Below are 25,833 nucleotides of genomic sequence, written 5' to 3'. Positions count from 1 at the left end.
GTCATCCGCGAGATCGGAGCCGGGACCGGACCCATCGACGCCGACCGGTTCGCCGGCGGCGCACTGTTCTCCGACCCAACGCGCGGACAGGGCGAACCCGTCCTCGGCGGCGACGACGCCAGTCCCGCACCCGCCCCCGGCACCGACGGCGCGGCGGTGCAGTCCGTGCAGCTCGCACCGGCCGTCGCCTCCACACCACCCGCCGGGGGCGGCATCGCCCCCGACCCCGCCGAGGCAGACTTCGGCGCAGTCGCCGACCGCGTCGCCTCCTACTGCACCGCAGGCGATCTCGCGTGCGACACCCCCGCGAACACCCCCGCGGCGAAGATGGTCGCCAACATCGCCGGACAGTCCTCCATGGACACCCGCGACCCGGTACGCATCCTCACCGACGTCAGCGCCGCCGTCGGACGCTCCGCACTGCTCACCGGCGCCTCGGTCGTCAACGACAACCTCGACTTCGACAGTGCCCGCGGTCAGTTCGAGGTCACCAGCGCCCCCGACACCGTGCTCGGGAAGATGGCGAAATACTCCGACCCGACAGCCGTCGGCGACGACGAAGCCATCGACGAGGCAGTCAGCGCGGTCACCAAGATCGCGGGTATGGCGATCGGCGCTGCCATCACCGTCGCCAAGGACGTCATCACCCCGGAGACCATCGGCCAGCTCGCCGCCGTCGGCCTGACCAACCCCCCTGCCGCACTGGGCATCCTCGCCGCGAAGGTCGGCACCGCCGCGGTCAAGCTGGTTCCCCCGGCAACGATCGACTCCGCCGTGAACGTCGCGTTCGAGGAAGTCACCCGCACCATCGACGACAACGCCGGTCTCGCGCAGCTCGTCACCGACACCTCCTACTGGAACACCGCCGTCAAACACGGCTCCTACGACAGCGTCCCGGTCGGCACCCGCGGCGAGACACCGGTGCAATTGACGGTGCGGTGGATCGTCGCGCTCGCCGCGGACCTCACCGGCGACAGCACCCTCGCCGACAAGGTCGGAGCCGTCCTCGGCCGCAGCACGCAGCTTCTCGCCACCCCCGACACCGTTCGCAGCGCGGGTCAGATCCTCACCGCGGGTGCCCGGAGCGCCGTCGGCGCCGCACCGACCAGCAGCCGGACCGCGACCACCAACGGCACCACCACGGCCGCACCGACGACCACCAGCTCGCCGCCGCCGTCGACGGCCGGGTCAACCCCGACCGCCGCCAGGTGACCGACTCACCCGCAGAAGGAGACGTCGACATGGCCGCACAGCCGATCAACGATCACGAGCTCTACAGCGACGACACCTCGGGATCGGCCCCCGTCGTCCCCGCCGGTCTGCGGATCCCACCGGCCGACCGCCAGGCACCGGTCCACACCGAACCGATCGCCGGCGACGGGCGAGCGCCGGTGATGTGGCTGCTCGGCGCGCACGGCGGCGCGGGAGTGTCCACCCTCGCCCGCGTCTGGGCACCCGCCGCCGACGCACACGGCGGGTGGCCGGCCCACGACCGGTACCGGTCGGTCATCGTCGTCGCCCGCACCCACCGGACCGGGCTCGCCGCCGCCCACGACCTGCTGCTCCAGTTCGCCGCCGGTCTCACCGGCGGGTGCACCGTCCTCGGTCTGGCGCTGGTCCCGGACGCCCCGGGGAAGTTACCGAAGACACTGCGCCGCAGCGCCGACGTCGTCGCGTCCGCCGCACCCGCGGTGTGGCACCTGCCGTGGGTGCCGGACCTGCGCGTACACACCCACTCCGACCTCGCGGTGTGGTCACCGGCCGAACCGGACCCGCCGCCTCCCGGCCGGATGCGCTCGGTGACCTCCGCGGCCGCCCCGCACCCCGGCCTCGTCGCCGCCGGTCACACCGCCTTCGACGCCGCCCGCCACGCAGCTCAGCACTGACCCACCTCGGATCGACCCACCCCGTTTCGGAAGGACCCACCATGCTCACCACACTCCGCACCGACGCCACCGTGTTCCTCGCTCAGAACATCGGCGACGTCGAACCCGTCATGCCCACTGGGGAATTCGGCGACAAGATCAATATGCTCATGGGCTGGTTGATGATGGGCTGCATCTTCGGATCCATTGCCGCCGCCTCCATCTGCAGCGTCAAGCTCGGCTACGACAAATTGACCGGCAGAGGTGGCGACGCAACCGGCGCGCTCGGGTACATCCTTGTCGGGGCAGTCGTTCTCGGTTCCGCCGCCGGACTGATCAACGGCCTCGTCCTGTGAGCGCCCCCGCCGCGATCGTCCGCACGGGCGTGGCCGAACTCGAAGGCGCCGCCACCGGTGTCCTCGACTCGGCGCTGGGCCCGCTCGACACGCTCGCCCGCGGAACCCTGATCGCGTCCGGCATCGCCATCGCCTTCGGTGTGGTCCTCCTGGTGTCCGGAAGCTCTCGCGCCGTCGGCACCCTGTTCGGCGGTATCGCCGGCGTCGCCATCTCCACCATCGCGCTCAACGGCGGCATCGACTGGATGATCGACACCGCACAGACGACCGCCGGCGCCACCTCCACCGGCAGCGGAACCACACCGTGACCGGCGAAGCCGCCACCGAAGCGGTGCTCGCACAGCCGCCGACCGGCTCGGTGACGTTCCCCGCCGACGTGTGGGATCCGCTGATGAGCGCCCTGTCCTGGCTGCTGGGGTTCGCCGTCATGGTCTGCGTGGCAGCGCTGTTCGTGTGCGGAGCGGTCTTCGTCAACCAACGCAAGTCCACCGGCACACAGGTCGTCGAAGACGGCACCCTCGTCCGCATCCTTCTCTGCGCGGCCGTCATCGGATCCGCCGCCGGAATAGCTAAAGCGGTCCTGGCATGAACCCTCGCCGACCCATCCACTCCCCGAAAGGTGCACCGCCCGTGACACTGTCCCGCACCGCCCGCGTCACCTCCGCTGTCGCCGTCGTCCTGATCGCCGCAGCCTGCGGATCGGAGTCGAGCGACACCGCCGCCCCTGCCGAGGAACAGATCGACACCGCCTCCGCGCCGGCCGACCTCGAGTGGCGCACCGTCGGCGGCGTCAGCGTGCCCAGCTCGCCCAGTGCCGGACCGTCGACCGGAACCGGAGTCACCCGCCACGGATACGACAAGAGCCCGCAAGGAGCCGTGCTGGCCGCCATCAACGGGCAGACCGCACTCGCCGTCGCCGACGACCGCACCTGGCCCGAAGTGGTCAACACCGTCACCGCCCCGGGCCCTGGACGCGACGCATTCGCGGTCGCCCGCGCCGCCGTCACCGTCGCCGGAACCGTGCCGCAGGCATCCGCTCCGCGGTTCGTCGGCTTCGACGTCACCGCCTACGAGCCCGACGCGGCGACCGCCGCAGTGTCGGTGGCACAAACCATCGGCGAGGACGCCCAGCTCTACAGCTACCCCGTCGCCCTGCAGTGGGTCGGCGACGACTGGCGGATCGTGCTCCCCACTCCCGAGGAGAACATCGACGCCGCCGAGCTCGACGACCTGGCCGGCTACACCGAACTGAAAGCTGCCTCATGAGCACCCTCGTCCGCCGCCTGCTGATCGCGGCCGCCGTCGTCGCGCTCCTGGCCGTCATCGGTGGCCTGATCTTCGTCGTTCCGAACCTCGGGGACGACGACGCGGCCACCGACACCGCCGACCCGTCGACGACATCGGCGCCTGCACCGGCGCCGTCTGCTCCCGGTTCGGTCGACAACGGCCGCACCGGGTTCGGCAACCCCGTCGTGGACATCCTCGGCCGCAAGGTCACCGTCCCGAACAACCCTGTCGGAGCGCCGCTCACGCAGGAACCGGCAGGCGAGCGCAGCGGATGCGACACCGCCGGACCTGTCTCCTCTCCCGCCGGCGTGCAGATCCAGCAGACCGTCGGACTGCCGACGCTGGTCTCCACCAGCGACGGTCCCACCCGCATCGAGGGCAACGTGCTCACCGGGTACTCCCGCACCCCCCAGGGTGCCGCGCTGGCCGGGTGGAACTGGATCGGCCGCGTCTACGGCCCCGGGCCGGTGGCGAAGGACGCCTACGACAAGCTGACCGTCTCGACACCGGAGCTCGAAAGCCAACTGGCCGGGGAATCCTGGACCGGGAACGGCTTCTCGGCGGCGGGTTCGCTCCCGGCACCCGAGGCGTTCCGGATCGTCAGTTGCACCGACGACTTCGCCTCCGTCGAGTACGCGCTCAACATCCCCATCGACGACAACGGGCAGCGGCGCACCACCCCCGTCTGGCAGGTCATGCGGGCCTCGCTGTTCCACGACAGCGGCGAATGGCGCGCCCGACTCGACAACCGGTCTGTCTCCGCGACAACCGACGTCGCCAGCATCGCCGGATTCACCCCCTGGGCGCTCTCGTGACGCGGCTGACGCGGCTCGCCGCGGCGGTCATCGTGCTCCTCGCCCTGCTCGGCCTCGGCGCAGGCACCGCAGCCGCCCAGGAACCGACCCCGCCCCCGGTGGCCCCGGTGACCGGAATCGTCGACGAAGGCAACGCCTTTCAACAGGATCGGCGCGAATGCCTCGCGGACACACTCGACGGGAACGCCCTCCAGAACTTCATGAACGGGATCACCGGCGAGATAGTGGCCGAAGGTGCGTGCCTGCTCAACTCGTTCGAGGACAACCCCGGCGCAGCCGTGGCCACCGCAGCATCGTCCGCCGCCTCCGCATTCTGGGGCGACTCCGTCGGCGACTTCGCCAAAGCCGTCATGGAAGGCAACGCCCAAGCCTTCCGCACCGTGATGACCTTCTGGATGACCACCGGCATACCGGGACTGGGAGCCGAGACGGCGATGTCGGGACTGCGCAACATCGTCTCCGGATTCACCGTCGCGGCACTGTTCGCCTCCATCGTCATCGCTATGACCAAACTCGCCATCGCCCGCAAACAAGCCGTGATGGAAGGCGCGACAGAGACCGCAAACATGTTGGTGCGCACGGTCTTCACCGTCTCTCTGCTCCCCGTGCTGGTGCTCATGCTCCACCAGGGCGGCGACGCGGCATCGGCGTTCGCCCTGAAAGAGTTCGTCGGGGCGGACCTGAACGAGAAGATCACCGCCATCACCGCGTTCGACGACAAGACCGGCCTCGGCCCGGTGTTCGCCCTCGCGTGCGCCGGATTCGCCTTCCTCGGCTCCGTCGCCCAGCTCATCGCCCTGCTCATCCGCGAGGCGGTGCTCTGCGTCGTCGTCGCCGTCATCCCGCTCGCCGCAGCATCGTCGGCGACAGCCACCGGACGCTCGTCGTACAAGTCGATGATCGCCTTCACCATCGGTGCATTGCTGTTCAAGCCGGTCGCGACCCTGCTGTACCTGTTCGCGTTCTGGGCTCAGTCCGCGACGTCCGGAGATCCGGTGTCCTCGGTCATCATCGGGTCGGTGCTGCTGGCGATCGTCGGATTCGCCTTACCGACGCTGGTGCGGATCATCGCCCCGGCCGCGGAGACCATCGCCGCCGGAGGAGTGCAGGCCGCCGGGCTCGCCGCCGCCGGTGGGGCGCTGGCGGGTGGGGCCGCCGCGACCGGTGCTCGCGCCCTGGGCGGTATGGCCCGGACCGTCTCACCGCCGTCGTCCGGCGGCGGTGGCGGCGGGATGGGCGCTGCGGGTACCGGCGCGAAACCGGTCCCCGGGATGCAGGGCCGCTACACGGGCGGATCGGCCTCGGCCAGCTCGTCGGGACGATCCGGACCCACCGGCGCGCTGTCGAGAGCGGCTTCCGGCGGCCGACGGGCGACGGGCGGTGTCATGTCCGGGGCCGCGGGTGCGATGCGCACCGCCGGGTCCGGCGTCCGCGGTGCCGCACAGATCGCAGGAAGCCTCGGCGCCGCCGCCGACGGCGCAGTCGGTAACTATCACGGCCGGATTCAGCGATGACCGCACCCACGTTCTCCTCGAGTGCGGCCGTCCACGAGGAACCGGCGATCTACTCCGCCGGAACGCGCCCCAAGAGCACCTTCGCGTTCGGGCTCTCCAACAAGGTCATCGCCTACGCGGGCGGCTTCTTCGCCCTCGCGTTCGCCGTCCTGATCTGGGGAAACGTTCCCGCCGGCCTTGCTTTGATGGCGCTCGGCGCCGTGCTCCTCGCGCCGCTGGCGATCGCGCCGGGCGGGCGCTCCCTCTACGAGAAAGGCCACCTGAGAATGCAGTTCTTCCGCAGCCGCGTCAGCCGCTCCGCCGAGTACCACGCCGGACCGCACTCTTCGATCCCCGGTGGCCGCTACCGACTGCCCGGGTGGTTGGCGCACACCACGCTCTACGTCGGAATCGACCGGCACGGCAACGAGTTCGGGTTGATCCACCACCCCAAGAAGCAGCGGTACACCGTCGTCATCGACTGCCTCCCCGGCGGCGACGAAGCGGTCGCCCGCGGAGAGAAGGACCTCTACACCGCCGAGTGGGGTGTCTACCTCGCCGACCTCGGACTGCCGGGCGACATCGTCGGCGCCGAGGTGGTCGTGGAGAACATTCCCGCGACCGGACTGCGCCTGTCCCGTCTGGTCGAGCGTGAGGTCGTCCCGCACGCACCGGAGTTGTCCACGGCGTTCGTGCGGCAGTCGTCGGTGAGGATGCCGTCCGGTCGGCACCGCACCCTGGCCCGGTTGTCGATCACCTTCCGCGCCACCACCAAGGAACGACAGAACGATCCGGAGGAGATGGCGGCCGAGCTGGCGCGGCGACTGCCCGACCTCTACGGCAACCTCGCCGGGGCAGGCATCGACGCGCAGCCGATGACCGCGGCGGAGATCACCGCCGCAGTGCACCGCTCGTACAACCCGTCGACGGAGAACGACTTCGAGGAACTCGACATCGCCGGCCTCGATCACGGGGTGGCGTGGGAGGACGCCGGTCCCGGCCGCGCCTCCTCGGCGTGGGGGCAGTACCGGCACGACGGCGTCGTCTCCGTCGTCTACGAGATGGCCGCGCCGCCGGAATCGGTGTTCACCGACACCGTCCTCAAACCGCTGCTCCAACCGCACGACGACCTGCTCCGCAAGCGCCTCACCCTGATCTACCGGCCGTTCTCCGCCGGTGACGCGGCCAAGAAAGTCGAGAAGCAACACCGGGACGCCCTGCACGCCATCAACTCCCGTGGAGCGAAGATCAGCTCCGCCGAAGCGGAGAAGCGCCTCGAGATCACCTCGCAGACCCGCAAGGAAATGGTTGCCGGGGCCGGACAACTGCGCTACTCGGCGCTGGTGACCATCACCGTGGCCGATCCCGCCGACGTCGCGAACGCCGCCGCGGTCATCGAATCGCTCGCCGCCCGCGCGCGCCTCGGGCTGCGCCGCGCCCACGGCTTCCAGGACGCCGCCTTCGCCGCCGGCCTGGGTGTCGGGTTCCTGTTGCCCGACCACGTCACCACCTCGGCGCTGGTGCGGCACAGCTGAGCCGGGCGCACCACCCACGTCAGCGCCACCCACCTGTCGCTCGCCCCATCCCGCCCGCCGTTCCCACCGGAAGGTCCCCCATGAGCATCGCCACCAGTCCCCGCCACGATCTCGACGATCTCGATCCGGACGCCGGCGTGGACGTCCAACTGCAGATGCTTCCTCGCGGGGTGCGCTGGTTGATCGCCGACGTCGACTACGAGCAGTTGGCGCAGCGCATCGCCGACGGCGACGACGACGAACCGGCCTGGTGGACCCGCACCGGCCTCGGTCTGACCTGGTGGCGCAACGCCCACGGTGAGGTGACCGAGGAATTGACGGGCGACCCCTGGTGGCGGGGAGCCAAGCGCCCCACCTCCCGCGGCTACACCGGCCCTGGCGGAGGCCGGATGCTCGCCGTCCCCGCGCCCATCGAGTACGAGGCATCGTCGGTGCAGGTGTGCGGGTTCAACCCGTGGGCCATCGGCGCCGCCGCACCGGCCTCGGGCACCATCGTCGGCCAGCACGCCATCACCGGCGAAGCCGTCTCGTGCGACCCGTTCGCCTACTTCCGCGACAACCACATCGCCAACCCGTCGATGTTCGTCCTCTCCCTCCCCGGGCTCGGCAAATCCTCGCTGATCCGCAAGATCCTGCTCGGCGCGATCGCGTGGGGCCAGACGCCCATCGTCGCCGGCGACATCAAGGCCGAATACGTCAAGCTCGCGCACCTCGTCGGCGGCCAGGTCGTCACCCTCGGCTACGGCGGCGGGCACCTCAACCCGCTCGCCGCGGGCACCCTCGGGCAAGCCGTCGCTCGCATCCGCCGCGCCCGCGTCGACGCCGCGGCCGCCGGGGACCGCGCCAGGATCGCGCAGCTCGACGACCTGATCGGCACGGCGGAGTTGACCGTGCGGACCCGGCAGGTCAATGCCGTGTGCGCCCTGGTGGAGCTGATCCGCTACGACACCCACTCGGTGAAGGCGTTCGAGAACTCCCTCATCGGCACCGCCCTCGACGAGCTCTACTCCGACGGCGGCTTCAGCTACGACCGGCCCCCGCTGCTGGTCGACCTGTACCAGCGCATCAATACCGGATCCGCGGCCATGCAGCGCGCGGCCTACCAGACGACACGCGAGGGGTACCGGGAGCAGATCACGGAGCTGATGCAGGCGCTCGGAGCGCTCATCTCCGGTCCGCTCGGTGATATTTTCGCCGACCACACCTCCGAACCGCTCGACCTCGATGCACCCATGATCGTCATCGACGTCTCCTCCCTCGACCGCGGCGACACGACCCTCAAAGCAGCCGTGATGCTCTCCTGCTGGGCCGACGCCTACGGCACCGTGGAAGCGGCTCACCTGCTCGCCGACGCGGGACTGGACCGGCAGCGGCTGTTCCTGCTCGCCCTCGACGAGCTGTGGCAGGTCATCGGCGCCGGCCCCGGCATGGTCGCCCGCGTCAACGAGATCTCCCGCCTCAACCGCACCGACGGCGCCGGACTATTGATGATCACCCACACCGGCCGCGACCTCGAAACCCTGCCCACCGAGGCCGACATCAAGACCGCCAAAGGGTTCATCGACCGCGCCGGGATGGTCGTGTGCGGGGGACTGCCCATCGGCGAGGTCGAACGACTCTCCGGCGAACTCAAGTTCACCCCCGCCGAAGCCGGCATGGTGACCTCCTGGTCCCGCGGGGCGGCGCTGCGCTCGGCGGAACGGCGCACCGCACGAGCCCCCATCGGGCGGGGGAAGTTCCTGATCAAGGTCGCCAAGGACAACACCCCCGGCATCCCCATCCAGACGGTGTTCACAGACGTCGAGCTCGACACCGGAGTCCACGACACCAACGCCCGCTTCGCCGAGTACTTCCAGGGTGGCCGCGGTGACCTCGTCGCCGCTCACACCGGCACCGAGGACTTGTGATGCGGCCCCGCTACGAGGCGGACGTCCGGAACTGGGCGCTGACCACCTACCGGTCCTCCCGGCCCAACTACGCCTCCCGCGACCAGTGCGTCACCGCCATCGCCGAACAGATCGGCGCCCACGTCAACACCGTGAACCGGTGGATCAAGACCGAATTCGGGCCCTCCCGCGCCCCGGCCGCCGACGAGGTCGTGGCGAAACTGCGGGCAGCCGAAGCCGAGATCGAGCGGCTCCTCGCAGTCAACCGCCGACTCACCGACCGGCTCGCCGCAGCAGCACCGCGCTCGGTGGCCGCCGAGTCGGTCATGAGCGGGGCCCGGCGGTGAAGAAGGGCGGGATCGTCGCCCTCGTCGCAGTCCTCGCGGCCGCACTGTTCGTGGTCCTGTTCGTCACCACCCTCAGCCCCAGCGGCGACGAGGACTGCCTGCCGTCGGGCACGTCCGTGCCGTCGGCCGGGGGAGTCCCGGCCGGATCGTTCGCCAAACCCATGAAGACCGGCGAAGCGCAGCTCACCAGCGGCTTCGGCCCACGGTGGGGCACCGCGCACAACGGCATCGACCTCGCCGGACCGATCGGTGCCCCCATCTACGCCTACGCCGACGGCGTCGTCTCCCAAGCCGGTGCGGCGAACGGGTTCGGGCAGTGGATCGTCCTCGACCACAACATCGGCGGGCGCGTCGTCTCCACCGTCTACGGGCACATGTTCCCCGACGGCGTCCTCGTCAAAGTCGGGGACAAGGTCACCGCCGGGCAGCACATCGCGAACGAGGGCAACAACGGCGACACCACCGGCGCGCACCTGCACTTCGAGTACCACCCCGGCGGGTGGGCGCCCGGCAACGCTGTCGATCCGGCACCGTTCTACGCTGCAGCCGCCGAACCAGGTTCCGGTGTAGCCGGTTCGGGGACACCGGGCAGCTCGCCGTCGACCACACCGACGGCCCCGACCGTCCCGGACGTCGCCGCCTCGTCGAACGGCGCGGAGATGGCAGCGCTCCCGGCGTCGGTGGGGTCGGAGGAGCACTTCCAGGTCGACACCGTCCGCGTCGCCCGCGCCGTCCACGCGAAGTTCCCGCAGATCACCACGATCGGCGGATGGCGACCGAAGGACGACTTCCCCGACCACCCGTCCGGGCGGGCCGCCGACATCATGATCGACAACTGGTCCTCTGAGGAAGGCAAGGCGCTCGGCGATCAGGTCAAGGACTATCTCTGGGCCAACCGCGAGGTGTTGCAGATCGAGTACATGATCTGGCGGCAGCAGTACATCCCCTCCGACGGTGAACCGAACGTCATGGAGGACAGGGGATCACCGACGCAGAACCACTTCGACCACGTCCACGTCACCACCATCGGCCACGGACCGCCCGCACCCGGTCAGAGGTACGGCGCCGCACCGGGTGGGGCCGGATCGGCACCGAAGGCGAACGGCACCTGCACCACTGCACCCGGCGCCGGTATCGGCGACCACGCCGACCTCGCGTCCGGTCAGATCCCACCGGAGTTCGAGAAGTGGCTGCCGCTGTCCGCGGCGCAGTGCCGCGAACTGTCCCCCGCCCTGCTCGCCGCTCAGCTCAAGAAAGAATCCGGTTTCACCCCCGGCCTCGCCAGTCGTTCCGGCGCATTGGGATACACCCAGTTCATGCCGGAGACGTGGGCCGCTTACGGCTTCCCCGTCGACGAGACCGGTAAGGTCACCGGACCCGCAGGAGCCGGAGACCCCAACGACATCGGCGACGCCGTCATGGCTCAAGGCCGCTACAACTGCTCTGTCGCCGACACTCTGCGCCCTGGCATCGAGTCGGGCTCCATCACCGGCGACCCCATCGAACTGATGCTCGCCGGATACAACGCCGGCCCCGGAGCCGTGCAGCAATTCGGCGGCATCCCCCCGTATGCGGAGACACAGAACTACGTCACCACCATCACCGCCACCGCCGGCGACTACGAGCTCGCCCGATGACCCGACAAGGAGCACCCGTGTTCGACACCCACCACCGCCGACGCCCCACCGTCGCTACCGTGCTCGCGGCCCTGGCCGTCGTCCTGGTCGTCGCCGTCGGCACCGCCGTCGCGCTGTGGCTCACCGGCGACAGTGACGACACCCCCGCTGCCGGGGGAACCGACGCCGGATTCACCATCGACCCCGTCGGAACCGACCCGGTCGACGTCGCCACAGTCGTCATGGCCGGCGTGTTCACCTGGCAACCGGCAGTGCAGGACTCGACCTGGGACGCCTTGCACTCTCAGGCCGGCCACCTCACCGGCCCGATGGCCACCGCCGCCGCACAGGCTCCGTCACCGGCCCCGAAACCCATCTCGGAGTGGGCGTCGTGGGCGCGCAGCGGCGACACCCTCACCGCCGTCGTGCGGCCCGACGGGGACACCACCGTCGACGGCGACACCGCCTCGGTTCCGGTGACCATCGCGCAGACCGTGCAGCACCAGTCCGGGCAGGCCACCCCGTACACCACCTACACCGCCACAGTGACCCTGAACGACGTCTCGGGGGAGTGGAAGGTCAGCGACTACCGGATCACCAGCAGCAGCCTGTGAGGGCTAGTGGGCGGCGTCGAACGCCTCCACCACCGCCGCGGGGATCCGGCCGCGGTCACTGACCTCGTACCCGTTCGCGTTCGCCCACTCCCGGATCGCCCGCGTCTGTTCCGGATCACGCTTCGAGGACTTCCCTGCGGCCGCCGCGGCAGCGATGACCGCGGACGAATGGGCGCTCCGCTTGCGACCGCCTACCCGCTCGGCGTGCTCGATGTAGTAGTCGAGTTTGCGGTGAAACTCTCTGGCGTTCTTGTCTTTCAGGTCGATCCGGTAATCGACTCCGTTGACGGAGAAGTCGATCGTCTCCCCGGCCCCGTCGGCGATGCCGCTGCCGTCGATGTCGTCGGTCAATTCCACGATTTCGCGTTTCGCCACGTCCGGGAGCCTAGTGCTCGCACTGCAGGGCTTCGGACATTCGCGGAACGCGATTCTTTCCGCGCAACTATCGGGTGAGGTTCACGACGCACGTGTCGAGAGCTTGGACGTCGGGAGCGCCGGGTGAGACTCCCATTTCCGAACTGGCCCGCGGCCACGTGTGACAAGGACTCCCCAGATGACAATTAGGGCGGCTTGTACCAATTTGCTGCCGACGCTCCAGGTGTTGAGAACTTTCACAGCGTGATCAGTCCGCGGTCATCCAGCACATCACAGCGCTCGAAGCATGCGACACGCCGTGCTGGCGCCCTTCCTGGGCGAGTGGTGTCGGTGCCGGCCGCTAGATTCAGAGTCGGCCCGATGGCCATGCAGGACCACATCACAGGAGGTGTTCGATGGAGCCCGTAACTCTGATCGTCGCGGCGATCGCACTCGGCGCGTCGGACGGCACGCGCGAGACCACAAGACGGGCAATCGGTGACGCCTACTCGGCCGTGACGGGCTGGATCAAGAACCGGTACAGCTCCGTGACCGCGGAGATGGAGGGGCTGGAGCAGGAGCCCGATGAAGAACTTCGCCGCGCACTCCTCGCGAAGAAACTCGAACAGGCTGGTGCCGGAACCGACGTCGAGCTGCTGGATCTCGCGCAAGCGCTCTTGGTAGTCGTCGAGGAGCAGGCTCCCGAGCTGTCGGCCACCGTCGGCGTCGTGATCCGCCGCGCATCGGTTGGAGGCAACATCGAGGTCGAAGACGTGGCTGTCGACGGCGGGAGCGGAGTTGTCGCCGAGGACATCGCAGCTGCAGGCGATCTGCGGATCGGCCGAGTCGCAACGCGTGCCCATCGGGAGCCGCCAAACCCTACCCAGGCGCGGGAACAGTAGACGGATCGTCCGTTTCCGCGCACAACTTCACCTCGACTCAACGCAACGTCATCGCCGGCCGGGACAACAACACCTACTACTCGGTCGGCGCAACGGAGACAGGAAACAGCGGTGGCCGTATCCGCGCAGTAACGGCGTCCATCAAACCGCTACCAATCGGTCAGGGGTTATGGACCGTCACCGTGAACAACGCTAGCTCCGGTCCGATCACGGACCTCGACGTCGACGTGTACGCCGTTGATGGGGACGGCAAACGGCTCGAGGACGCATGTCACCCTGCGAAGGAGAAGATCTCAATGCAGGAGCTGTTCCGGGAGCTCCTGACCGGCGGGATGAGCGGAACACTTGATGCCATTGGTTCCCACGCTGATTCGATGTACCCGCGGGGGATGTTCGGCGTGCCGACAAACCTCAGTTCCTACGGAGGGATATTGTCGAGTCAAATGATGAGCGCACCAGGCCTGTCCGCAATTCTTCAGAATGCGCAACAGCAGATGGTCGACAAGTACCCGCAAGTGCTCTCGCGGGATCAGTCAGTTGAGGTTGCGTACAGCGTCTCCGGAGCGTCTCAGGTGCGGGTCGATCTCCAGTTCGCCGACGACATGGGCGACTTATGGCGTCGACGGCACGGTCAGCAACCCGAACCGGTAATGGAGGGCGAGTAGGTCGACCAGGAAGCGCGCGTTGGTTGGAGGCCGCCGGCGAACGTGTCAGAATACGTCTTATCGGTAACAATATCCGTTGCCGATAATTTATATTATGACATAATAGCTGCTCAAGGGCATCGAAGGTGATTGATTCGACAACACCGACAACCTCGACTGGAACGCCGCCCTGGCGGGTACCGCCCCCGCCGGCCCGTGCGCTGACCGGGCAACGTCCACCGCAACCACCATCGCCGGTACGAACGACTAATACGTCATCATTGAACTCGACGGATGCCGACGCATTCTGGCCGACGGCTTCGTACCCCTGTCGACGCCGGCACACCTGCTCGAAGCCATCCGCGATAGACAACCACCCGACGGTTTTTTTGCTGACGGCAGCGTCATGTTTGCCGCCTGAGCCCCAAGACAGACAGAAGACCAATTCTTGACCATTGAACGTATCAAGCACATCGATGCAGTGACCAGCGTCGACAAGCGGAGACCTAGTCTGATCGTCATGACGAGAAAATGGGCGACTCCGGTGGCCTACGGGGTGATCCTCGCGGTGGTGCTGTCGCTGTTGTGGCATTTCGCCGCGCCCGTTACGCCGTTCGACCCGTTCACCGCCGACTTGGGGGATGCACCGACAGCCAGCATCTCGATTCTGGGCTACCAACATGCCTTCGTGACACTCGGGCCAGCGTGGCTGCCGTCGTCCCTGCTGATCTTCGTTGCCTGCATCGCGTCGTTCATCGGCGCTATGTTGTTGACCAGGAACGCCGACCGCCATCGAGCCGCTTCATCGCCCACGCGAGCGATGGTCGTCTGCTGGTGGCCCACGGCCGTGTCAGCGATCCTCGGTCTGTCGGTCGCGGCCGTCGCGGCGATCAGCCCGCCGCAGAGCCGTGGGTTCGGAATTGTGGACCCCTCGTCGCTTCAGGCACGGATGGAAGACTCCGTGCTCTTCCGCAATTCAGCCGGCATGTTCGCTCTGCTGTGCATCGCGTTGTCGCTACTAGTCGGACTCATGTTCCGCGCGTTCCCCGAGGGAAGGCGACACGACCGAACAGGAATGACGTGACGAACTATCGCGACTACCTCTGGGTCGAAGAATTCGGACCGTTCACCTCAGACGGTTAGTGTTTGGCCCTCGTGGCCGCGAGCACCCCGGAAGATGTTCTGGCCAGTCTTGAGACATCAGCCGACAGACTCCCTGTAGTTGGCGCCCGAGCCGCAATTCGGGAGAGTTGCGACCTGGCTGATCAGCACGAAGTTGATGGTGTGCAAGCTCAATCGGTCGCAGTTGCCGCACTCGAAGGCGGGTGGACGATGCTGTTCCAGGCGCCGGGATTTCTCGGTATCTCAGAGAGTGCAATGTCCCAGATATTCATGGAACACGATGTTGTTTCCCACGGTGCCGATAGATTCGAGTGGTGGTCGGAGGGCAGCAGGAGAATCTCGTTCGAGCCACTATTGCCGCACTCTGACCTGGTGGGCGTTCTCGCTGACCGGCAGCCAGCGGACTCACGTGCCCAGATCGTCGCCCTGATCGGCGAGGTCGGCGGAATCGATCTCGACGAGACACCAGGGACGGAGTTTCACCACGTAGCGGGATCGTTCGCGTTGGCAGAACGGCTCACAGGTGTCCGTATAACACGCAACCTACTCGAGACGACGTGCTTCACCATCACCGTCGTTACGCGAATCTGACCGCAGAGGGCGGGCCAGCCATCTTGGACTCCACGGTCAGCCACTAACGAATATCGGCCTGATAATCATTGCCGATAGTGAGATTATGACGTAATCCCTGCTCAGCACCCGTACTTGCGCTTATCCCCGTGGACTTTGCCACCCGAGGTGCTGCGCATAATCGTCACGGGCGGGTCCAAATTGGGACTAGCGGTATGTAGCGCTGACGCTTAGTAGTGCAACTCCAATTGGTGCAAGCGTTAGCGACAGTTGAACCATTCGATGTTTGGTCCAGGCGATCTTACTCATTTCGACTAACTGCCTCGAAATGACAGGAAGTACATCGTCGTGCCGCAACTTGTTCTCCACATCTGCTTGCGTCAGATGTCTCAAGTGACCAAAATAGATAAAGTTTGTTGGCGCTTCGTTCGTGACTTGCTGCGCTCGAAGGCGAGGACGAACAACCCATACAGCAAAAAGAAGACCCACGATCAGGAACGCGAGCCCGGCAACGTACCATACGACAGCCCAACCATTAAGGTTGGCTAAAGCACGGTCACTCGCGGACAACGTGACAACACCCGCCAAGACTGCTGATTCGATGGTCAGTGCGAACGATGCCTTCGTGTCGACCTTGCCCGTCCAGTCTGTGATTGCAGAGTGGATCTGCCAAGCGGTGTGCGTCGGGTCGGTGGTCACGGCTTACGGTACCGACCGCAACTGCGCGTGTAGAGACTGTAGGGGCCGACTAAGCGCGACGTCGGATCGCTCCACATTGCCTTTCCCTCGCCCCCATTCGTGAATTGGTTACTCTTCTTCAAGGCATCGTAGACCGCAGTAGTAATTGTAATTTGTCCTCTTTCGCCGCGAATTCCCGAGAGCTTAGCTGCAACATTCGGAGCTCGGCCGAGGGAAATCAGGTCACTATTATTTCGCGCGCCCCCTCGTACAATCAACGTTTCTCCGTCGTCGATGCCGACTCGATGAGATACGGACCATTGGAGATTCTGCGGTTCAAGCCGCTTCTCTATCTTTGGATTGATCGCTTCTTCGACGGCCCAATTTATTGCCAACGCTGCTTCTACCGCCTGGTTACGTCGACTTCCTCCGATAAATATGCCCATGACTCGGTCCCCGTCAAAGCTGCGGATATGGCCATCTTTGTGACGAATGCAGTCCACGGCAGCTTTAACATACATGCGCATGACTCGCGCCGCGAACTCTTTCGTGAAGCGCTTCACCAGAAGCGTTGAATCGGCCATGTCTGCATAAAGGTAAGTTGCCTCTAGCCGGCGCCCGCCATTTTTTTCAGTGACATCTTCGGTCTTCGGAACTACAGAACCATCCGTAATGACCCACGGTTCATTGAAGACGCTTGACATCTTTGTGTCGATGTCCTCCGATTTTGCTGACACGCGAAAGCACTCCGATCCGTAGCCAAGCCGTCCTCGGAAGCATAGTTTGCATCGCCGACAGCTGCGGTATGCGCAGCTTGCCCGCAACCCAGATCAGAGGTTCAAGGCAGACCGGACAGGATGCGATACGCTCAATCTCGTTCGACCGTCGATGAGGGTCACGGTCGAGCGTCCATCACCGGTGCGTACGCGGTGTCGGCACCTGTCTGTGTCGCGCTGTGCGCGTGCGTGCTGATTCGACGCTCCCGAAAGGCCCTCCCTTCAATGCAGGTCAATTCGTTTTCCTCGTTGTCTTCTGATCCCTCCCGTCTCGTGCTGCCCATGCGCGGAGCACAGTCGTGACCGGGCAGATGTCGTTTGTAGACGACGCTGTCCTCGACCGCTCACTCCCGCCCTGGCTCGCCGAACAGGTGCGGGAAGCTGTGCAGCCGCTCGGTGATTGCGCGATCTGCGGCACCACACTCGGAGAGAGACCGGTGCGGTTCGGTGTCACCCCGTTTCCGGGGTCGACCCACGTCGATGTCCGCCATGCCACCTGTGGGCCGGCTGATCCGGAAGCGTCGATCCATGTGGTGATGCCGACGACGTATCGCATCGCGCCGATGCGGGTTCCGGTGTCATCCGGCGGCGAGGTGCGGAAAGTGTCGGCGCTGCTGGTGAACCCATCGATCGACGGGTGGTTGATTGCCGACGATGCACGGTCGTTGCTCGACGGGTACCACGGGCGTGGGTTCACCGCGGTCGACGAGCAGGTGCTGTCCGTACCGTCCGACGAGGTGTCCTGGCGCGTCGACGACGACGGCACGATCGTCGTCACGGACGGTGTCGCCGCGCAGTACCGACTCACGGATCCTCCACCGGAGTTCGTCGAGCGGATCGTGAGCGAGGGTGGGTTCGTCCTGGTGGTGTCCTACACCGTCGGTATCGACGCGGCCTACGCCAGCGGCACTGTGCAGATCGGCGACCTGATGCGGGAACCGGACCGGCTCGCGCAGGCGTGGGTTCCCGCCGCTCCCGACACTCGCGACGACGACGATTCGGTGCTCGCTCACCCGAGTGAGGCCAGAGTCGGCAAGACCGAACAGTCGGGCCACGAATCCGTCACGAAGATCCCCGTTCTCCGGCGCCTGAACTGGACCGTGGCTGCGTCGTGCGTGGTGGTGCTCGCGTCGGTGGCGGCGGCGCTGGGAGTCGACTTCGGCGGTTGGTGGGCCGGTGACGTGGCGGCCGATCGCGCCGCGGCGGTCGACGGCGTGCTCGTCGCCGGCAGGGCCGGCGTGATCTTTCTCGTCACCGTCGCCGCCGTGGTGGCGGCGGGGATGGTGGGCTGGGACCGGTTCATGAACGGACGGGTGAACCCGCGTTTGGCCTGGTCCTACGCCACACAGACGGCGGCGATGCTGCTGTTCGGATGGGTCATGTGGGCGTTCTGCGTCGTCGGCGCGGCAGTGGGTGCGCGGTGATGGCCGCCCGGACTACGCGGTCGGGCGGCTCGTCGATCGGTGAGACCGCCGCATTGATCGTCATCGTTGTCGCTGCGGTCGGCGTGGTGATCGCGGTGGGCGCGTGGTGGCTTGGGTCGCTGTTCGCCGGCTTCGACACCTCGCCCGATCCGATCATCGGAACCCTGGATGCGGTCCGTGGTCGTCGGCCGTGGCCGTGGCAGTCCACCGTCCTCGCGGCGTTCGCGGGGTCGGCGGTTCTCGTTCCGACACTGGCTGCGGTGCGGCGGTGGGCACGTGGTCGCACCTGGATCGACTCCAAGGCGAAGACGATGGCGAATCCTGGCAAGCTGTCCGGGATCTCGCGGTCGGCGTCGCAGAAGCTGGTCCCGCAGTTCTCCCCCAAGGACCCCCGGTCCTGGGGGTTCCTGATCGGCTACACCGTTCGTGGGAAAGTGCCGGTGTATCTGACGTGGGAGGCGGTCATGGTCGCCATCGCCGGGATGCGGATGGGCAAGACCGTGACGCTGGCGATTCGCGCCGTGATCAGTGCCCCCGGGCCGGTGATCGCCAACACCACCAAACCGGACCTGCACGCCGCGACGCGCCTCGCCCGTGAACGCCTCGGCCGGGTGTGGATGCTCGATCTGCAGGAGATCTGCGGATCGCGGGTGGTCACGTTCTGGTGGAACCCGCTCAAACGAGTGCGGGAGATGGGGGATGCTCGCCGTCTCGCGTCGTTCTTCGTCTCCGGGTCCTCCACCAAGGGTGCGACGACGAGCAACTACTTCGACGGTGGCTCCGCCGAGTTGCTGGCGCTGTACCTGCTCGCCGCGGCCGTGGGCGGCGGAGACATCCTGCACACCCTCGCCTGGCTCGGCCGCGACCAGGACCAGACACCGGCGGACATCCTCGAGGTGGCCGGCCACCGGCGGGCGGCGGACAAGATCCGCACCGCCCTCGACATCAACGAACGCCAGCGCGACGGCCTGTTCGATATGGCCCGCAAGTGCCTGAGCGTGCTGATCGACGAGGACTACGCCAATGTCGTCACACCACCGTCGCGGGTGACGATGGAGGTGCTGCCGCACCCGCAGACCGGTGAACGCAGCATCCGCCGCCGACGGCAGGACGTCACGCACGATCGAGCGGAGTTCGACCCGTACGACTTCGTCACCAGCACCGACACCCTCTACACCCACTCGAACAAGGGCTCGGGGACCGCAACGCCGCTGATCACCGCCCTCCTCGGGCAGATCTTCGACGCCGGGATCAAGGTCGCCGTGCGTAGCCCCCGACGTGATTACCCGGCCCACATGCCCGCGTGGTGGCCGCAGTCCTGGTGGCGGCCGACCCACTCGGCCCCGGAAGGTCGTCTCGAGGTGCCGCTCGTGGCCGTCCTCGACGAGGCCGCCAACACCGTGCTGCTCGAAGACCTGCCGAACCAGTTCTCCTACTTCGGCTCCCACGGCATCATTCCGATCGCCATTCTGCAGAGCCCCCAGCAGGGCGAGAAAGCCTGGGGCAGGGAGGAATTCGAGGCCATGGTGTCAGGGTCCATGCACTTCTACGGCGGCAACGTCAACGTCGAGTCCTACGCGCGCGGCTTGTCCTCCACGGTCGGCACACACGAAGTGCAGACCACCACCCGGAGCAACGGGCGATCCGGAGGCAGCACGTCGCAGAGCTGGCAGGAGCGCCCGATCCTCACCGAGGCCGACATCCGGGCGATGCCCAGCGAGCGTGCACTGCTCGTCGTCCCCGGCAACAAACCGGTACTGATCAAGAAGCTCCCTTGGTGGGAGACCGACGACGCCGATCTGATCCGGGAATCCATCGGCCGTTACGCCGGCTCGGAGAAGGTGGCCGCAGAACTACTCGCCGGCGTCGCCGGCGACGAGCTCCACCTCGATCGGAGCGACGTCGACGACGGGGACGATCCGGACGAGTACGACTGGGAGAAGGACTGATGACCGACGCCTATCCCGGCGACGAGGCCGATCTCTTCCCGGACCACGAGGCCGATCCGGAGCCGGTGTTCGCCGACGTCGAGGAGTTCGTGACGCTCTATTTCTGTCAGGTCATCAATCGGCAGGTGTCGAACTCGCCCGGGCGCGGACTGAGTTGGGATCCGCGGTGGTGGCGTCACCGGGAGGTCTACGAGCGTCTGACCGCGCTGTGGCAGGCGTATGAGGGGGCGGTGGTGAGCGATGACCCGTCGGCGATGTCGCGGTGGTGGATCACGGATGTCGACGCGCATCTGAAGGTGCTCCTGGACGGCGCGACCGGCCCCATGAGCCACGTCGACCCGGACGGCACCTGGAACGGCCACGGCCCGCTCCCGTGCGTGCCGATGCCACGCGAGGACGATTCCCACCCCGACGATCCCGGCCTCTGAGACCGGTTCACCACGACCGCTCGGTGATGCCCGCGAGGAACGAACCATGTTCCTCGCGGGCATCGTTCGTTGAGCGGCCGGTCACTCCCGATACGTGGTCAGAGATCCGGGCCGAGGTCGCGGTTGCGGTCGACTGCGGTGTCGACGGTGCGGGCGGGCTCGGCGCGTGTCGGTTTCGCGGCCGGTCGCCGGCGCCGTTCCTCCGCCGCGGCCTGCTCCGGAGTGAGGTCGGCTCGGCGATCGAGTTCGGCGCGGTAGCTGCGCAGTGTGTTCTCCCGGCGCGCTGCGATCGTCGCGGTGCGTGCGTGGTTCCGGCTCACACTTACCTCCCGAAGCTTCCGGCGCAGCTCCTCCGTGGGGATCTCGGCCAAGGGGTTCGCCGCCGCGCGCTGCTCGACGGCGGGTTGCGCCGACCGCACTGCGGTCTCGGCGGCTACCTCCTGTGGGTCGAGGGCGGCGCGGCGATCGCGTTCTGCCTGGAGGGCGGTGACGCGGGCGGCCGTGGCGGTGCGTTCGGGGCGTGCTGCGCGGAGCGTTGCGTCGGCGGCGGATGTTGCCCGGTTGTCGGCGTGCTGCGCGGAGGAGATCCTGTCGGGCAGCGACTGCTCCGCTGCCTCGGCGTTCGCTTGGATCTGGTCCCACTGCTCACGCGGCGGCGCGGCCGCGGTCGCGTCTGCGGCGGCGTCGACGGCGGCGCGGTGGCGGCGGGTCCACAGATCGGTGTCCGCGGCGGCATCGGCGATCCGGGCGTGATCGACGGTGCGACGCCCGAAGCGGCCGGTGTCGGGTTCGCGGGCGGCGCGCTCGGCCTGCGTGGCGCGCTCGAGCCCTGCTCCGGCCCGCTCGACACGGTGCTGTGCGGCGATCGCCTTGCGCACCGCCGCTGCTGCGGTGTCCGTCTGCGCCTGCTCGGCACGTACTGCTGCCACGGACTGTCCGCCCAGTGCTGCCGCCCTGGCGGCGTTGGCGAGGCGGATGTCGCGGTCGAGTGCGGCCAGACGGGTGCGAGCCTGCGCGACGGCAGCGTCGAGCTGGTCGTCGGTCAGTGCCCGGATGGGGGCACGCCGCATCTGCTCGGCGGCCGCGGCGACGTCCATGCTCGCGTGCGCGGGAGTGCGCACCGCCTCGGGGCGATCGTCCAGCGTGCGCCGCGGTGCCCGATCGGGCACCTGCGCCTGGCCGTGTGTGGTGGCGGGTTCGTCCGCGGTGGGTGCGCCCGCCGGTTCAATCGCACTGTCGCTCATGTGGAGGTAGGAGCGCAGTTCGTCGGTGTAGGCGGTGAGATCCGGGTCGAGGTCGGTGACAATCTCCGCGACGGCCGCAACGACAGCCCGGATCGTGGTGCGTTCGGTGTCGTCGAACCGGATCAGGTGCAGATCGAGCCCGGCGGTGTCGGCGCCGAGTGCGGTGTCGACGACGCGGCGGGCCAGGTCTGTCCACTCGCGATCGGTGAGGGTGTCGGCGACACGAGCGGGAAGTGCGTGTTGCAGGGCGGTGTCGGTGTCGATGTCGATCAGCGCCCGCACCGCGTTCCGATACGCCTGCTGCTGCGGGTGGGTGTAGTCGAGGTCCGTCGCCCACACCGCGTCGGGGCCGTGCGGGTCGATGATCGCCGCGACCATCGCAGTGGCGAAGGTGCGCAGCTCCGTGTCCGCTCCGGGGTGCTGCGGGGGCAACACGGGCACCGTCGACGCGACCGCCGGTGTCTGCACGTTCTTGAGGCGGGCGAGGATCGCGACGGGGATGTTGCCGGCGCTGTGCAACCCACGGTTGCTGAGCATGTCGATGACGGAGTCGACGTCGGCGCCGCGGGCGATGGCGTCACGGACACCGGCCACGGCGGCGTCCCACCCGCGCTGCGCCCGCGCAGTGGTGTGGATCGCGGTCGGGAGCACCGTGTCGAGCAGGTGGCGGGCGTGGGCGTCGCCGAGTTTCGCGGCGGCGGTGTCGTAGTACTCGCGGAACCGGTGCGGGTCCGATGCGCGGGCCAACCCCTCGCGGAGGTGCTCCACGGCGGCGCGTTCCTCGCCGTCGCGGGCGAGGATGCCGGCGAACACCGTTGTCGGTGTCGCTTCCGGCCCCGGGGCGTGGTCGAGGTCCGGGTCGGGGAGCTGGTCGGTGACGAGGTAGGCGTAGTTGCCGGTCTTGCCTCGGGTCATCGCCACATAGGCGGCCTGTCTGTCCACGGCGTCGGAGAGCAGTGCGCGGCCGACGTCGACGGTGAGCCCTTGGGCGCGGTGGATGGTGTGGGCGTAACCGAGTTCGGTGTGCCCTCGGGCGTACCAGGCTGGCAGAACGGTGTGCGCGCCGTGCCGGTTGCCGGTGACAGCGATACTGCCGTCCTCCCCGACACCGGTGACGGTCCACAGGTCACCGTTCTGCACGGAGAAGCGGCGACCGGTGGCGTCGGTGGCGCGCAGCTCGGCGCGGTTGCGCCTGGTGACGACGACGTCGCCGACATGTGCGCGGGCGGTGTCCGAGAGCGGCGCGGAGATCCCGTCGCCGGTGCCGGCTTCGGTGTGGTGGATCGCCTGGGCGGCGGTGTTGAGTTGGCGGACCTGCTCGTTGGTGGGGGCGAGCATCACCGACGACAACCCCGTGCGGGTGTCGGCGAGGTGATCGTCGAGCAGACGCACCAGCAGCTCGTCGTCGGTGCCGCCGATCATCCGGTCGTGGGTACGGTAGAACTCGATCGCCGTGTCGTCGCCGGTGCGCAGTGCGAGCGACGCGGTCGCCTCGGCGGGGTCGCGGAAGCGCACCACGTCGACGAGCTCCGGTGCGCTCGTCTCGCGGGCGAGCATGCCGAGCGCACCGCCGGCGTCGACGGAGTTGAGCTGTGCGGAGTCGCCGATCATGCGCACCACCGCGCCGCGTTCGGCGGCCAGGGCCACGAGCCGGTCGAGGTCGCGGGTCGAGGCCATGCCCGCTTCGTCGACGAGGATCAGGGTGCCCCGTTCGATGCCGGTCTCGGTGCCGATGGTGTTCCGGTGCAGCACGGAGGCGATGGTGCGGCCGGGGACACCGACGTCCTCGCCGAGCACCGTCGCGGCGGCAGCGGACGGTCCCAGCGCGAGGACGGTGCGGCCTTGTTCGTGCCAGGAGTCGACGAGCAGCTTCATCGAGGCGGTCTTGCCGGTGCCGGCGGGACCGATACCGACGGCGACGAGTGTTTCCGCGGTGGCCAGGCGGCGTGCCATCTCGAGCTGTCCGTCGTTGAACACGAACTCCCCGCCCGTGCGGGCGGATTCGAGTGCTTCGCGGCGTGCGCGGGCACCGTCGAATGCCTCCGCCGAGACGGTGAACACCGTCTGAGTGTGAGCGGCGTCGATGAGGCGCTGCTCGGCGTCGAGGACCGCAGCGGAGGAGTAGCGGGACGCGCCGTGGTCGGTGAACACCGACTCCCCCGACGCCCGAGTCAGCGCACTCGGGAGGTCGTCGAGGGTGATGTCGAGGAGCAGCGAATCGCGGTGCAGCGCGGCGTGGGTGACCTGCTCGACGGCGCGCCGGGCTTGCGCCGGGTCGGCGAACCGGATGCGGGAGAGCTCGTCCTCGACCACGGTGCGCACGTTCGCCTCCGTCCACGTCGACCGGGCGGTGGACACGCGGTCGATGACGCGCTGCGCCCACTGGTCGGTGTCGATCTCGGTGACGATGTCGAACGTGGCGGTCGGTGCCTGCACCGATGCGAGGAGTGCGTCCACCCCACCCTCGGCGCCGCGCGCGGCGAGGAAGGTCTCGGCGCGTTCACGCCACTGACCGCGCATCACCGACAATGACACCGGCGGGGCTTTGCCGGACCGGGTGTCGAGCGTCGCCTGCTGCACCAGGCGGATCTGCTGCGCCTTCGACGGGGTGCGCCCGTGCTCGGCTCGGTACTCCTCGGTCAGCTCGCGCGCGCGGTCCATGATCGCCTCGCGGCGGGAGAACTCCGACAACAGTTCCGGGTCGAACCCGACGATCTCGCGCACCGGACGCTTGCCGTCGGCGCGGGCGCGGTCCTCGAACTGCACACCGACGTAGCGGGTGGTCTTGTCCGCCACGAGGGAGTTGTAGCGGGCCGCTGCGGCGACCGCGGCGCGGTGCAGCGGACGCGCGTCGAGGGCGCGCCACTTGCCGTCGACGGTGGTACGGACCTTGTTCGACACCGCGCAGTGCGTGTGCAGGTTCGGATCCCCCGTGCGGTTGTCGTAGTGCACGAACTGGGCGATGACCAACCCGTCCGTCTCGACCTGCTCGGTCGATCCCTTACCGCGGCGGGTGAACCCGGCCTCGGCCTGAATCCACTCCAACGTCTCGTTCACCGCTTCGGTGTGCGCACGCTCGACAGCTTCCTTGGCGGCGGCGCCGCCGAGTCCCCACAGGGCGCTGATCGACTTCTGCGGAGTGAACACCAGGTCGTATCCGGCGACGGGGTGACGCACCTTCGACTCCTGGGCGCGGATGAACTCCGTGAGCTCCTTCGGAAGTCCGTCGCGCCCGTGCGCGTCGCGGAAGAACGACTGCGCCACGTCGAGGCGCACACGCTGGCGCTCCCCCACCGACAACGCCGTGCCGGTGTCCTTCGCCGCGGCGGTCGTCGCCTCCTTGGCGGCGGCGAGATAGGGCACCTTGTTCTCAAAGCTGGGGAACGGGCGACCGAGCTGCTGCGCGGCGGCGGCGCGGTCGACACCCTCACCCGACACTGCGGCGCGGGCGATGTTCGCTTCCGCGTCCGGGTGCAGCCCTTCGCCGAACAGTGCCTTCATCTGCGTCTCGGACACCACACCGTCGACACCGAGTGCGGTCGCGCCGCGGCCGGCCCACAGTCCGGGAGGTGCGCCCTCGGCGGTGTAGTAGTCGGCGATGTTCTGACCGCGGGTGACGGTGTGATCGCACGCGGCGACCTGCTTCGTGAGGTAGGTGTATCCGTCGCCTGCGTGCAGGCGATGCAGCGTCATCACCGCACACCACCGCCCCTGACACCCATGATCGGTGCCCCTGCGGGGCATCCTGACGGGGCGTTAACCGGCCGCTCAACGGCCCATTCAAGGCGCGTCAGACCCCCCGTGAGGGGGTCGAGCGACCGGAGATGCACAGTCCGATAGTGCCGCAGGCTCTCTGCAAGAGCAAATGGTGTGTGGAGTTCGATTGAGGCGAGGGACGAGGTGCTGGGTGACGACGGAGGAGGAATGG

General features: G+C 68.0%; 24 protein-coding genes. 20 read left to right on the top strand and 4 right to left on the bottom strand.

The annotated features are described in order from the left end of the window. From AC0IX4_RS22895 to AC0IX4_RS22835, 13 genes are all read left to right on the top strand, one after another. The coding region (locus AC0IX4_RS22895) for a cutinase family protein (protein ID WP_471831361.1) at window positions 1-1,212 on the top strand (1,212 nt) is incomplete at its 5' end. A 29-nt stretch (window positions 1,213-1,241) separates the two neighbouring features. Then, window positions 1,242-1,886, top strand: a complete 645-nt coding sequence (locus AC0IX4_RS22890; RefSeq protein WP_471831360.1) for a DUF6668 family protein — start codon at window positions 1,242-1,244, stop codon at window positions 1,884-1,886. 41 nt (window positions 1,887-1,927) lie between these two features. Beyond that, complete coding sequence (locus tag AC0IX4_RS22885; RefSeq protein ID WP_471831358.1) at window positions 1,928-2,221, top strand: hypothetical protein; 294 nt, start codon at window positions 1,928-1,930, stop codon at window positions 2,219-2,221. Further along, window positions 2,218-2,529, top strand: coding sequence for a hypothetical protein (locus tag AC0IX4_RS22880; RefSeq protein WP_471831357.1), 312 nt, complete (start codon window positions 2,218-2,220; stop codon window positions 2,527-2,529). The genes AC0IX4_RS22885 and AC0IX4_RS22880 overlap by 4 nt, the downstream gene beginning before the upstream one ends. After that, window positions 2,526-2,810 carry a hypothetical protein gene (locus tag AC0IX4_RS22875; protein WP_471831356.1) on the top strand — a complete coding sequence of 95 codons (285 nt, stop codon included), beginning with the start codon at window positions 2,526-2,528 and terminating at the stop codon, window positions 2,808-2,810. The genes AC0IX4_RS22880 and AC0IX4_RS22875 overlap by 4 nt, the downstream gene beginning before the upstream one ends. Window positions 2,811-2,851: 41 nt before the next feature. After that, window positions 2,852-3,487, top strand: a complete 636-nt coding sequence (locus AC0IX4_RS22870; protein WP_471831355.1) for a DUF8175 domain-containg protein — start codon at window positions 2,852-2,854, stop codon at window positions 3,485-3,487. After that, window positions 3,484-4,323 (top strand): DUF8175 domain-containg protein, encoded by an 840-nt coding sequence (locus AC0IX4_RS22865; protein WP_471831353.1) that lies wholly within the window; start codon window positions 3,484-3,486, stop codon window positions 4,321-4,323. Before AC0IX4_RS22870 ends, AC0IX4_RS22865 begins: the two co-directional genes overlap by 4 nt. Further along, window positions 4,320-5,837: a hypothetical protein gene (locus AC0IX4_RS22860; RefSeq protein ID WP_471831351.1), complete on the top strand. Its 1,518-nt coding sequence runs from the start codon at window positions 4,320-4,322 to the stop codon at window positions 5,835-5,837. Before AC0IX4_RS22865 ends, AC0IX4_RS22860 begins: the two co-directional genes overlap by 4 nt. Beyond that, window positions 5,834-7,351, top strand: a complete 1,518-nt coding sequence (locus tag AC0IX4_RS22855; RefSeq protein ID WP_471831350.1) for an SCO6880 family protein — start codon at window positions 5,834-5,836, stop codon at window positions 7,349-7,351. Before AC0IX4_RS22860 ends, AC0IX4_RS22855 begins: the two co-directional genes overlap by 4 nt. A gap of 80 nt (window positions 7,352-7,431) precedes the next feature. Next, complete coding sequence (locus tag AC0IX4_RS22850) at window positions 7,432-9,258, top strand: ATP/GTP-binding protein (protein ID WP_471831349.1); 1,827 nt, start codon at window positions 7,432-7,434, stop codon at window positions 9,256-9,258. Next, the gene (locus AC0IX4_RS22845) at window positions 9,258-9,584 is read left to right on the top strand and encodes a transposase (RefSeq protein ID WP_471831347.1); all 327 of its coding nucleotides are present in this window, start codon (window positions 9,258-9,260) and stop codon (window positions 9,582-9,584) included. The genes AC0IX4_RS22850 and AC0IX4_RS22845 overlap by 1 nt, the downstream gene beginning before the upstream one ends. Further along, entirely contained in the window at window positions 9,581-11,221 is a 1,641-nt protein-coding gene (locus AC0IX4_RS22840) for a VldE C-terminal domain-containing protein (protein ID WP_471831346.1), read from the top strand. Before AC0IX4_RS22845 ends, AC0IX4_RS22840 begins: the two co-directional genes overlap by 4 nt. Before the next feature lie 17 nt (window positions 11,222-11,238). Then, complete coding sequence (locus AC0IX4_RS22835; RefSeq protein WP_471831345.1) at window positions 11,239-11,814, top strand: hypothetical protein; 576 nt, start codon at window positions 11,239-11,241, stop codon at window positions 11,812-11,814. Between the two features lie 3 nt (window positions 11,815-11,817). On the opposite strand, the gene AC0IX4_RS22830 is transcribed toward AC0IX4_RS22835, so the two are convergent. After that, on the bottom strand, window positions 11,818-12,189 hold the full coding sequence (locus tag AC0IX4_RS22830; protein ID WP_471831343.1) for a histone-like nucleoid-structuring protein Lsr2: 372 nt from the start codon (window positions 12,187-12,189) through the stop codon (window positions 11,818-11,820). 395 nt (window positions 12,190-12,584) lie between these two features. Between AC0IX4_RS22830 and AC0IX4_RS22825 the strand changes: the two genes are divergently transcribed. The 4 genes from AC0IX4_RS22825 to AC0IX4_RS22810 all read left to right on the top strand — a co-directional run bounded on the left by AC0IX4_RS22825 (window position 12,585) and on the right by AC0IX4_RS22810 (window position 15,427). Next, a complete protein-coding gene (locus AC0IX4_RS22825) occupies window positions 12,585-13,070 on the top strand; it encodes a hypothetical protein (protein ID WP_471831341.1) in 486 nt (161 codons plus the stop codon). A gap of 182 nt (window positions 13,071-13,252) precedes the next feature. After that, complete coding sequence (locus AC0IX4_RS22820) at window positions 13,253-13,735, top strand: hypothetical protein (protein ID WP_471831340.1); 483 nt, start codon at window positions 13,253-13,255, stop codon at window positions 13,733-13,735. A 427-nt stretch (window positions 13,736-14,162) separates the two neighbouring features. Continuing rightward, window positions 14,163-14,798 carry a hypothetical protein gene (locus tag AC0IX4_RS22815; RefSeq protein ID WP_471831339.1) on the top strand — a complete coding sequence of 212 codons (636 nt, stop codon included), beginning with the start codon at window positions 14,163-14,165 and terminating at the stop codon, window positions 14,796-14,798. Between the two features lie 71 nt (window positions 14,799-14,869). Continuing rightward, the gene (locus AC0IX4_RS22810) at window positions 14,870-15,427 is read left to right on the top strand and encodes a DUF6461 domain-containing protein (protein WP_471831338.1); all 558 of its coding nucleotides are present in this window, start codon (window positions 14,870-14,872) and stop codon (window positions 15,425-15,427) included. A gap of 186 nt (window positions 15,428-15,613) precedes the next feature. On the opposite strand, the gene AC0IX4_RS22805 is transcribed toward AC0IX4_RS22810, so the two are convergent. Both AC0IX4_RS22805 and AC0IX4_RS22800 read right to left on the bottom strand, forming a co-directional pair. Beyond that, window positions 15,614-16,105 (bottom strand): Pycsar system effector family protein, encoded by a 492-nt coding sequence (locus tag AC0IX4_RS22805; protein WP_471831337.1) that lies wholly within the window; start codon window positions 16,103-16,105, stop codon window positions 15,614-15,616. Continuing rightward, a complete protein-coding gene (locus AC0IX4_RS22800) occupies window positions 16,102-16,788 on the bottom strand; it encodes an adenylate/guanylate cyclase domain-containing protein (RefSeq protein WP_471831336.1) in 687 nt (228 codons plus the stop codon). Before AC0IX4_RS22800 ends, AC0IX4_RS22805 begins: the two co-directional genes overlap by 4 nt. Before the next feature lie 383 nt (window positions 16,789-17,171). Here AC0IX4_RS22800 and AC0IX4_RS22795 point away from each other — a divergent pair, with 383 nt between their 5' ends. Genes AC0IX4_RS22795 through AC0IX4_RS22785 form a run of 3 tightly spaced genes read left to right on the top strand, consistent with a single transcriptional unit; the run spans window position 17,172 to window position 20,661 of the window. After that, window positions 17,172-18,284, top strand: coding sequence for a hypothetical protein (locus AC0IX4_RS22795; protein WP_471831334.1), 1,113 nt, complete (start codon window positions 17,172-17,174; stop codon window positions 18,282-18,284). Next, window positions 18,284-20,233 (top strand): type IV secretory system conjugative DNA transfer family protein, encoded by a 1,950-nt coding sequence (locus AC0IX4_RS22790; protein WP_471831333.1) that lies wholly within the window; start codon window positions 18,284-18,286, stop codon window positions 20,231-20,233. Before AC0IX4_RS22795 ends, AC0IX4_RS22790 begins: the two co-directional genes overlap by 1 nt. Beyond that, window positions 20,233-20,661 (top strand): DUF4913 domain-containing protein, encoded by a 429-nt coding sequence (locus AC0IX4_RS22785; RefSeq protein ID WP_471831331.1) that lies wholly within the window; start codon window positions 20,233-20,235, stop codon window positions 20,659-20,661. Before AC0IX4_RS22790 ends, AC0IX4_RS22785 begins: the two co-directional genes overlap by 1 nt. Window positions 20,662-20,759: 98 nt before the next feature. Here AC0IX4_RS22785 and mobF read toward each other — a convergent pair whose 3' ends face one another. Then, window positions 20,760-25,598, bottom strand: coding sequence for a MobF family relaxase (mobF, locus tag AC0IX4_RS22780; RefSeq protein WP_471831329.1), 4,839 nt, complete (start codon window positions 25,596-25,598; stop codon window positions 20,760-20,762). Between the last annotated feature and the right edge of the window lie 235 nt (window positions 25,599-25,833).

This window comes from Rhodococcus sp. AC861 (assembly GCF_979256035.1).
This window is presented reverse-complemented; position numbering and strand designations above follow the sequence as displayed.

Coding starts and splice junctions, on each gene's coding strand:
- AC0IX4_RS22890 (WP_471831360.1), top strand. CDS start 1,242: ATGGCCGCACAGCCGATCAACGATCACGAGCTCTACAGCGACGACACC.
- AC0IX4_RS22885 (WP_471831358.1), top strand. CDS start 1,928: ATGCTCACCACACTCCGCACCGACGCCACCGTGTTCCTCGCTCAGAAC.
- AC0IX4_RS22865 (WP_471831353.1), top strand. CDS start 3,484: ATGAGCACCCTCGTCCGCCGCCTGCTGATCGCGGCCGCCGTCGTCGCG.
- AC0IX4_RS22855 (WP_471831350.1), top strand. CDS start 5,834: ATGACCGCACCCACGTTCTCCTCGAGTGCGGCCGTCCACGAGGAACCG.
- AC0IX4_RS22850 (WP_471831349.1), top strand. CDS start 7,432: ATGAGCATCGCCACCAGTCCCCGCCACGATCTCGACGATCTCGATCCG.
- AC0IX4_RS22845 (WP_471831347.1), top strand. CDS start 9,258: ATGCGGCCCCGCTACGAGGCGGACGTCCGGAACTGGGCGCTGACCACC.
- AC0IX4_RS22825 (WP_471831341.1), top strand. CDS start 12,585: ATGGAGCCCGTAACTCTGATCGTCGCGGCGATCGCACTCGGCGCGTCG.
- AC0IX4_RS22800 (WP_471831336.1), bottom strand. CDS start 16,788: ATGTCAAGCGTCTTCAATGAACCGTGGGTCATTACGGATGGTTCTGTA.
- AC0IX4_RS22795 (WP_471831334.1), top strand. CDS start 17,172: ATGTCGTTTGTAGACGACGCTGTCCTCGACCGCTCACTCCCGCCCTGG.
- AC0IX4_RS22790 (WP_471831333.1), top strand. CDS start 18,284: ATGGCCGCCCGGACTACGCGGTCGGGCGGCTCGTCGATCGGTGAGACC.
- AC0IX4_RS22785 (WP_471831331.1), top strand. CDS start 20,233: ATGACCGACGCCTATCCCGGCGACGAGGCCGATCTCTTCCCGGACCAC.
- mobF (WP_471831329.1), bottom strand. CDS start 25,598: ATGACGCTGCATCGCCTGCACGCAGGCGACGGATACACCTACCTCACG.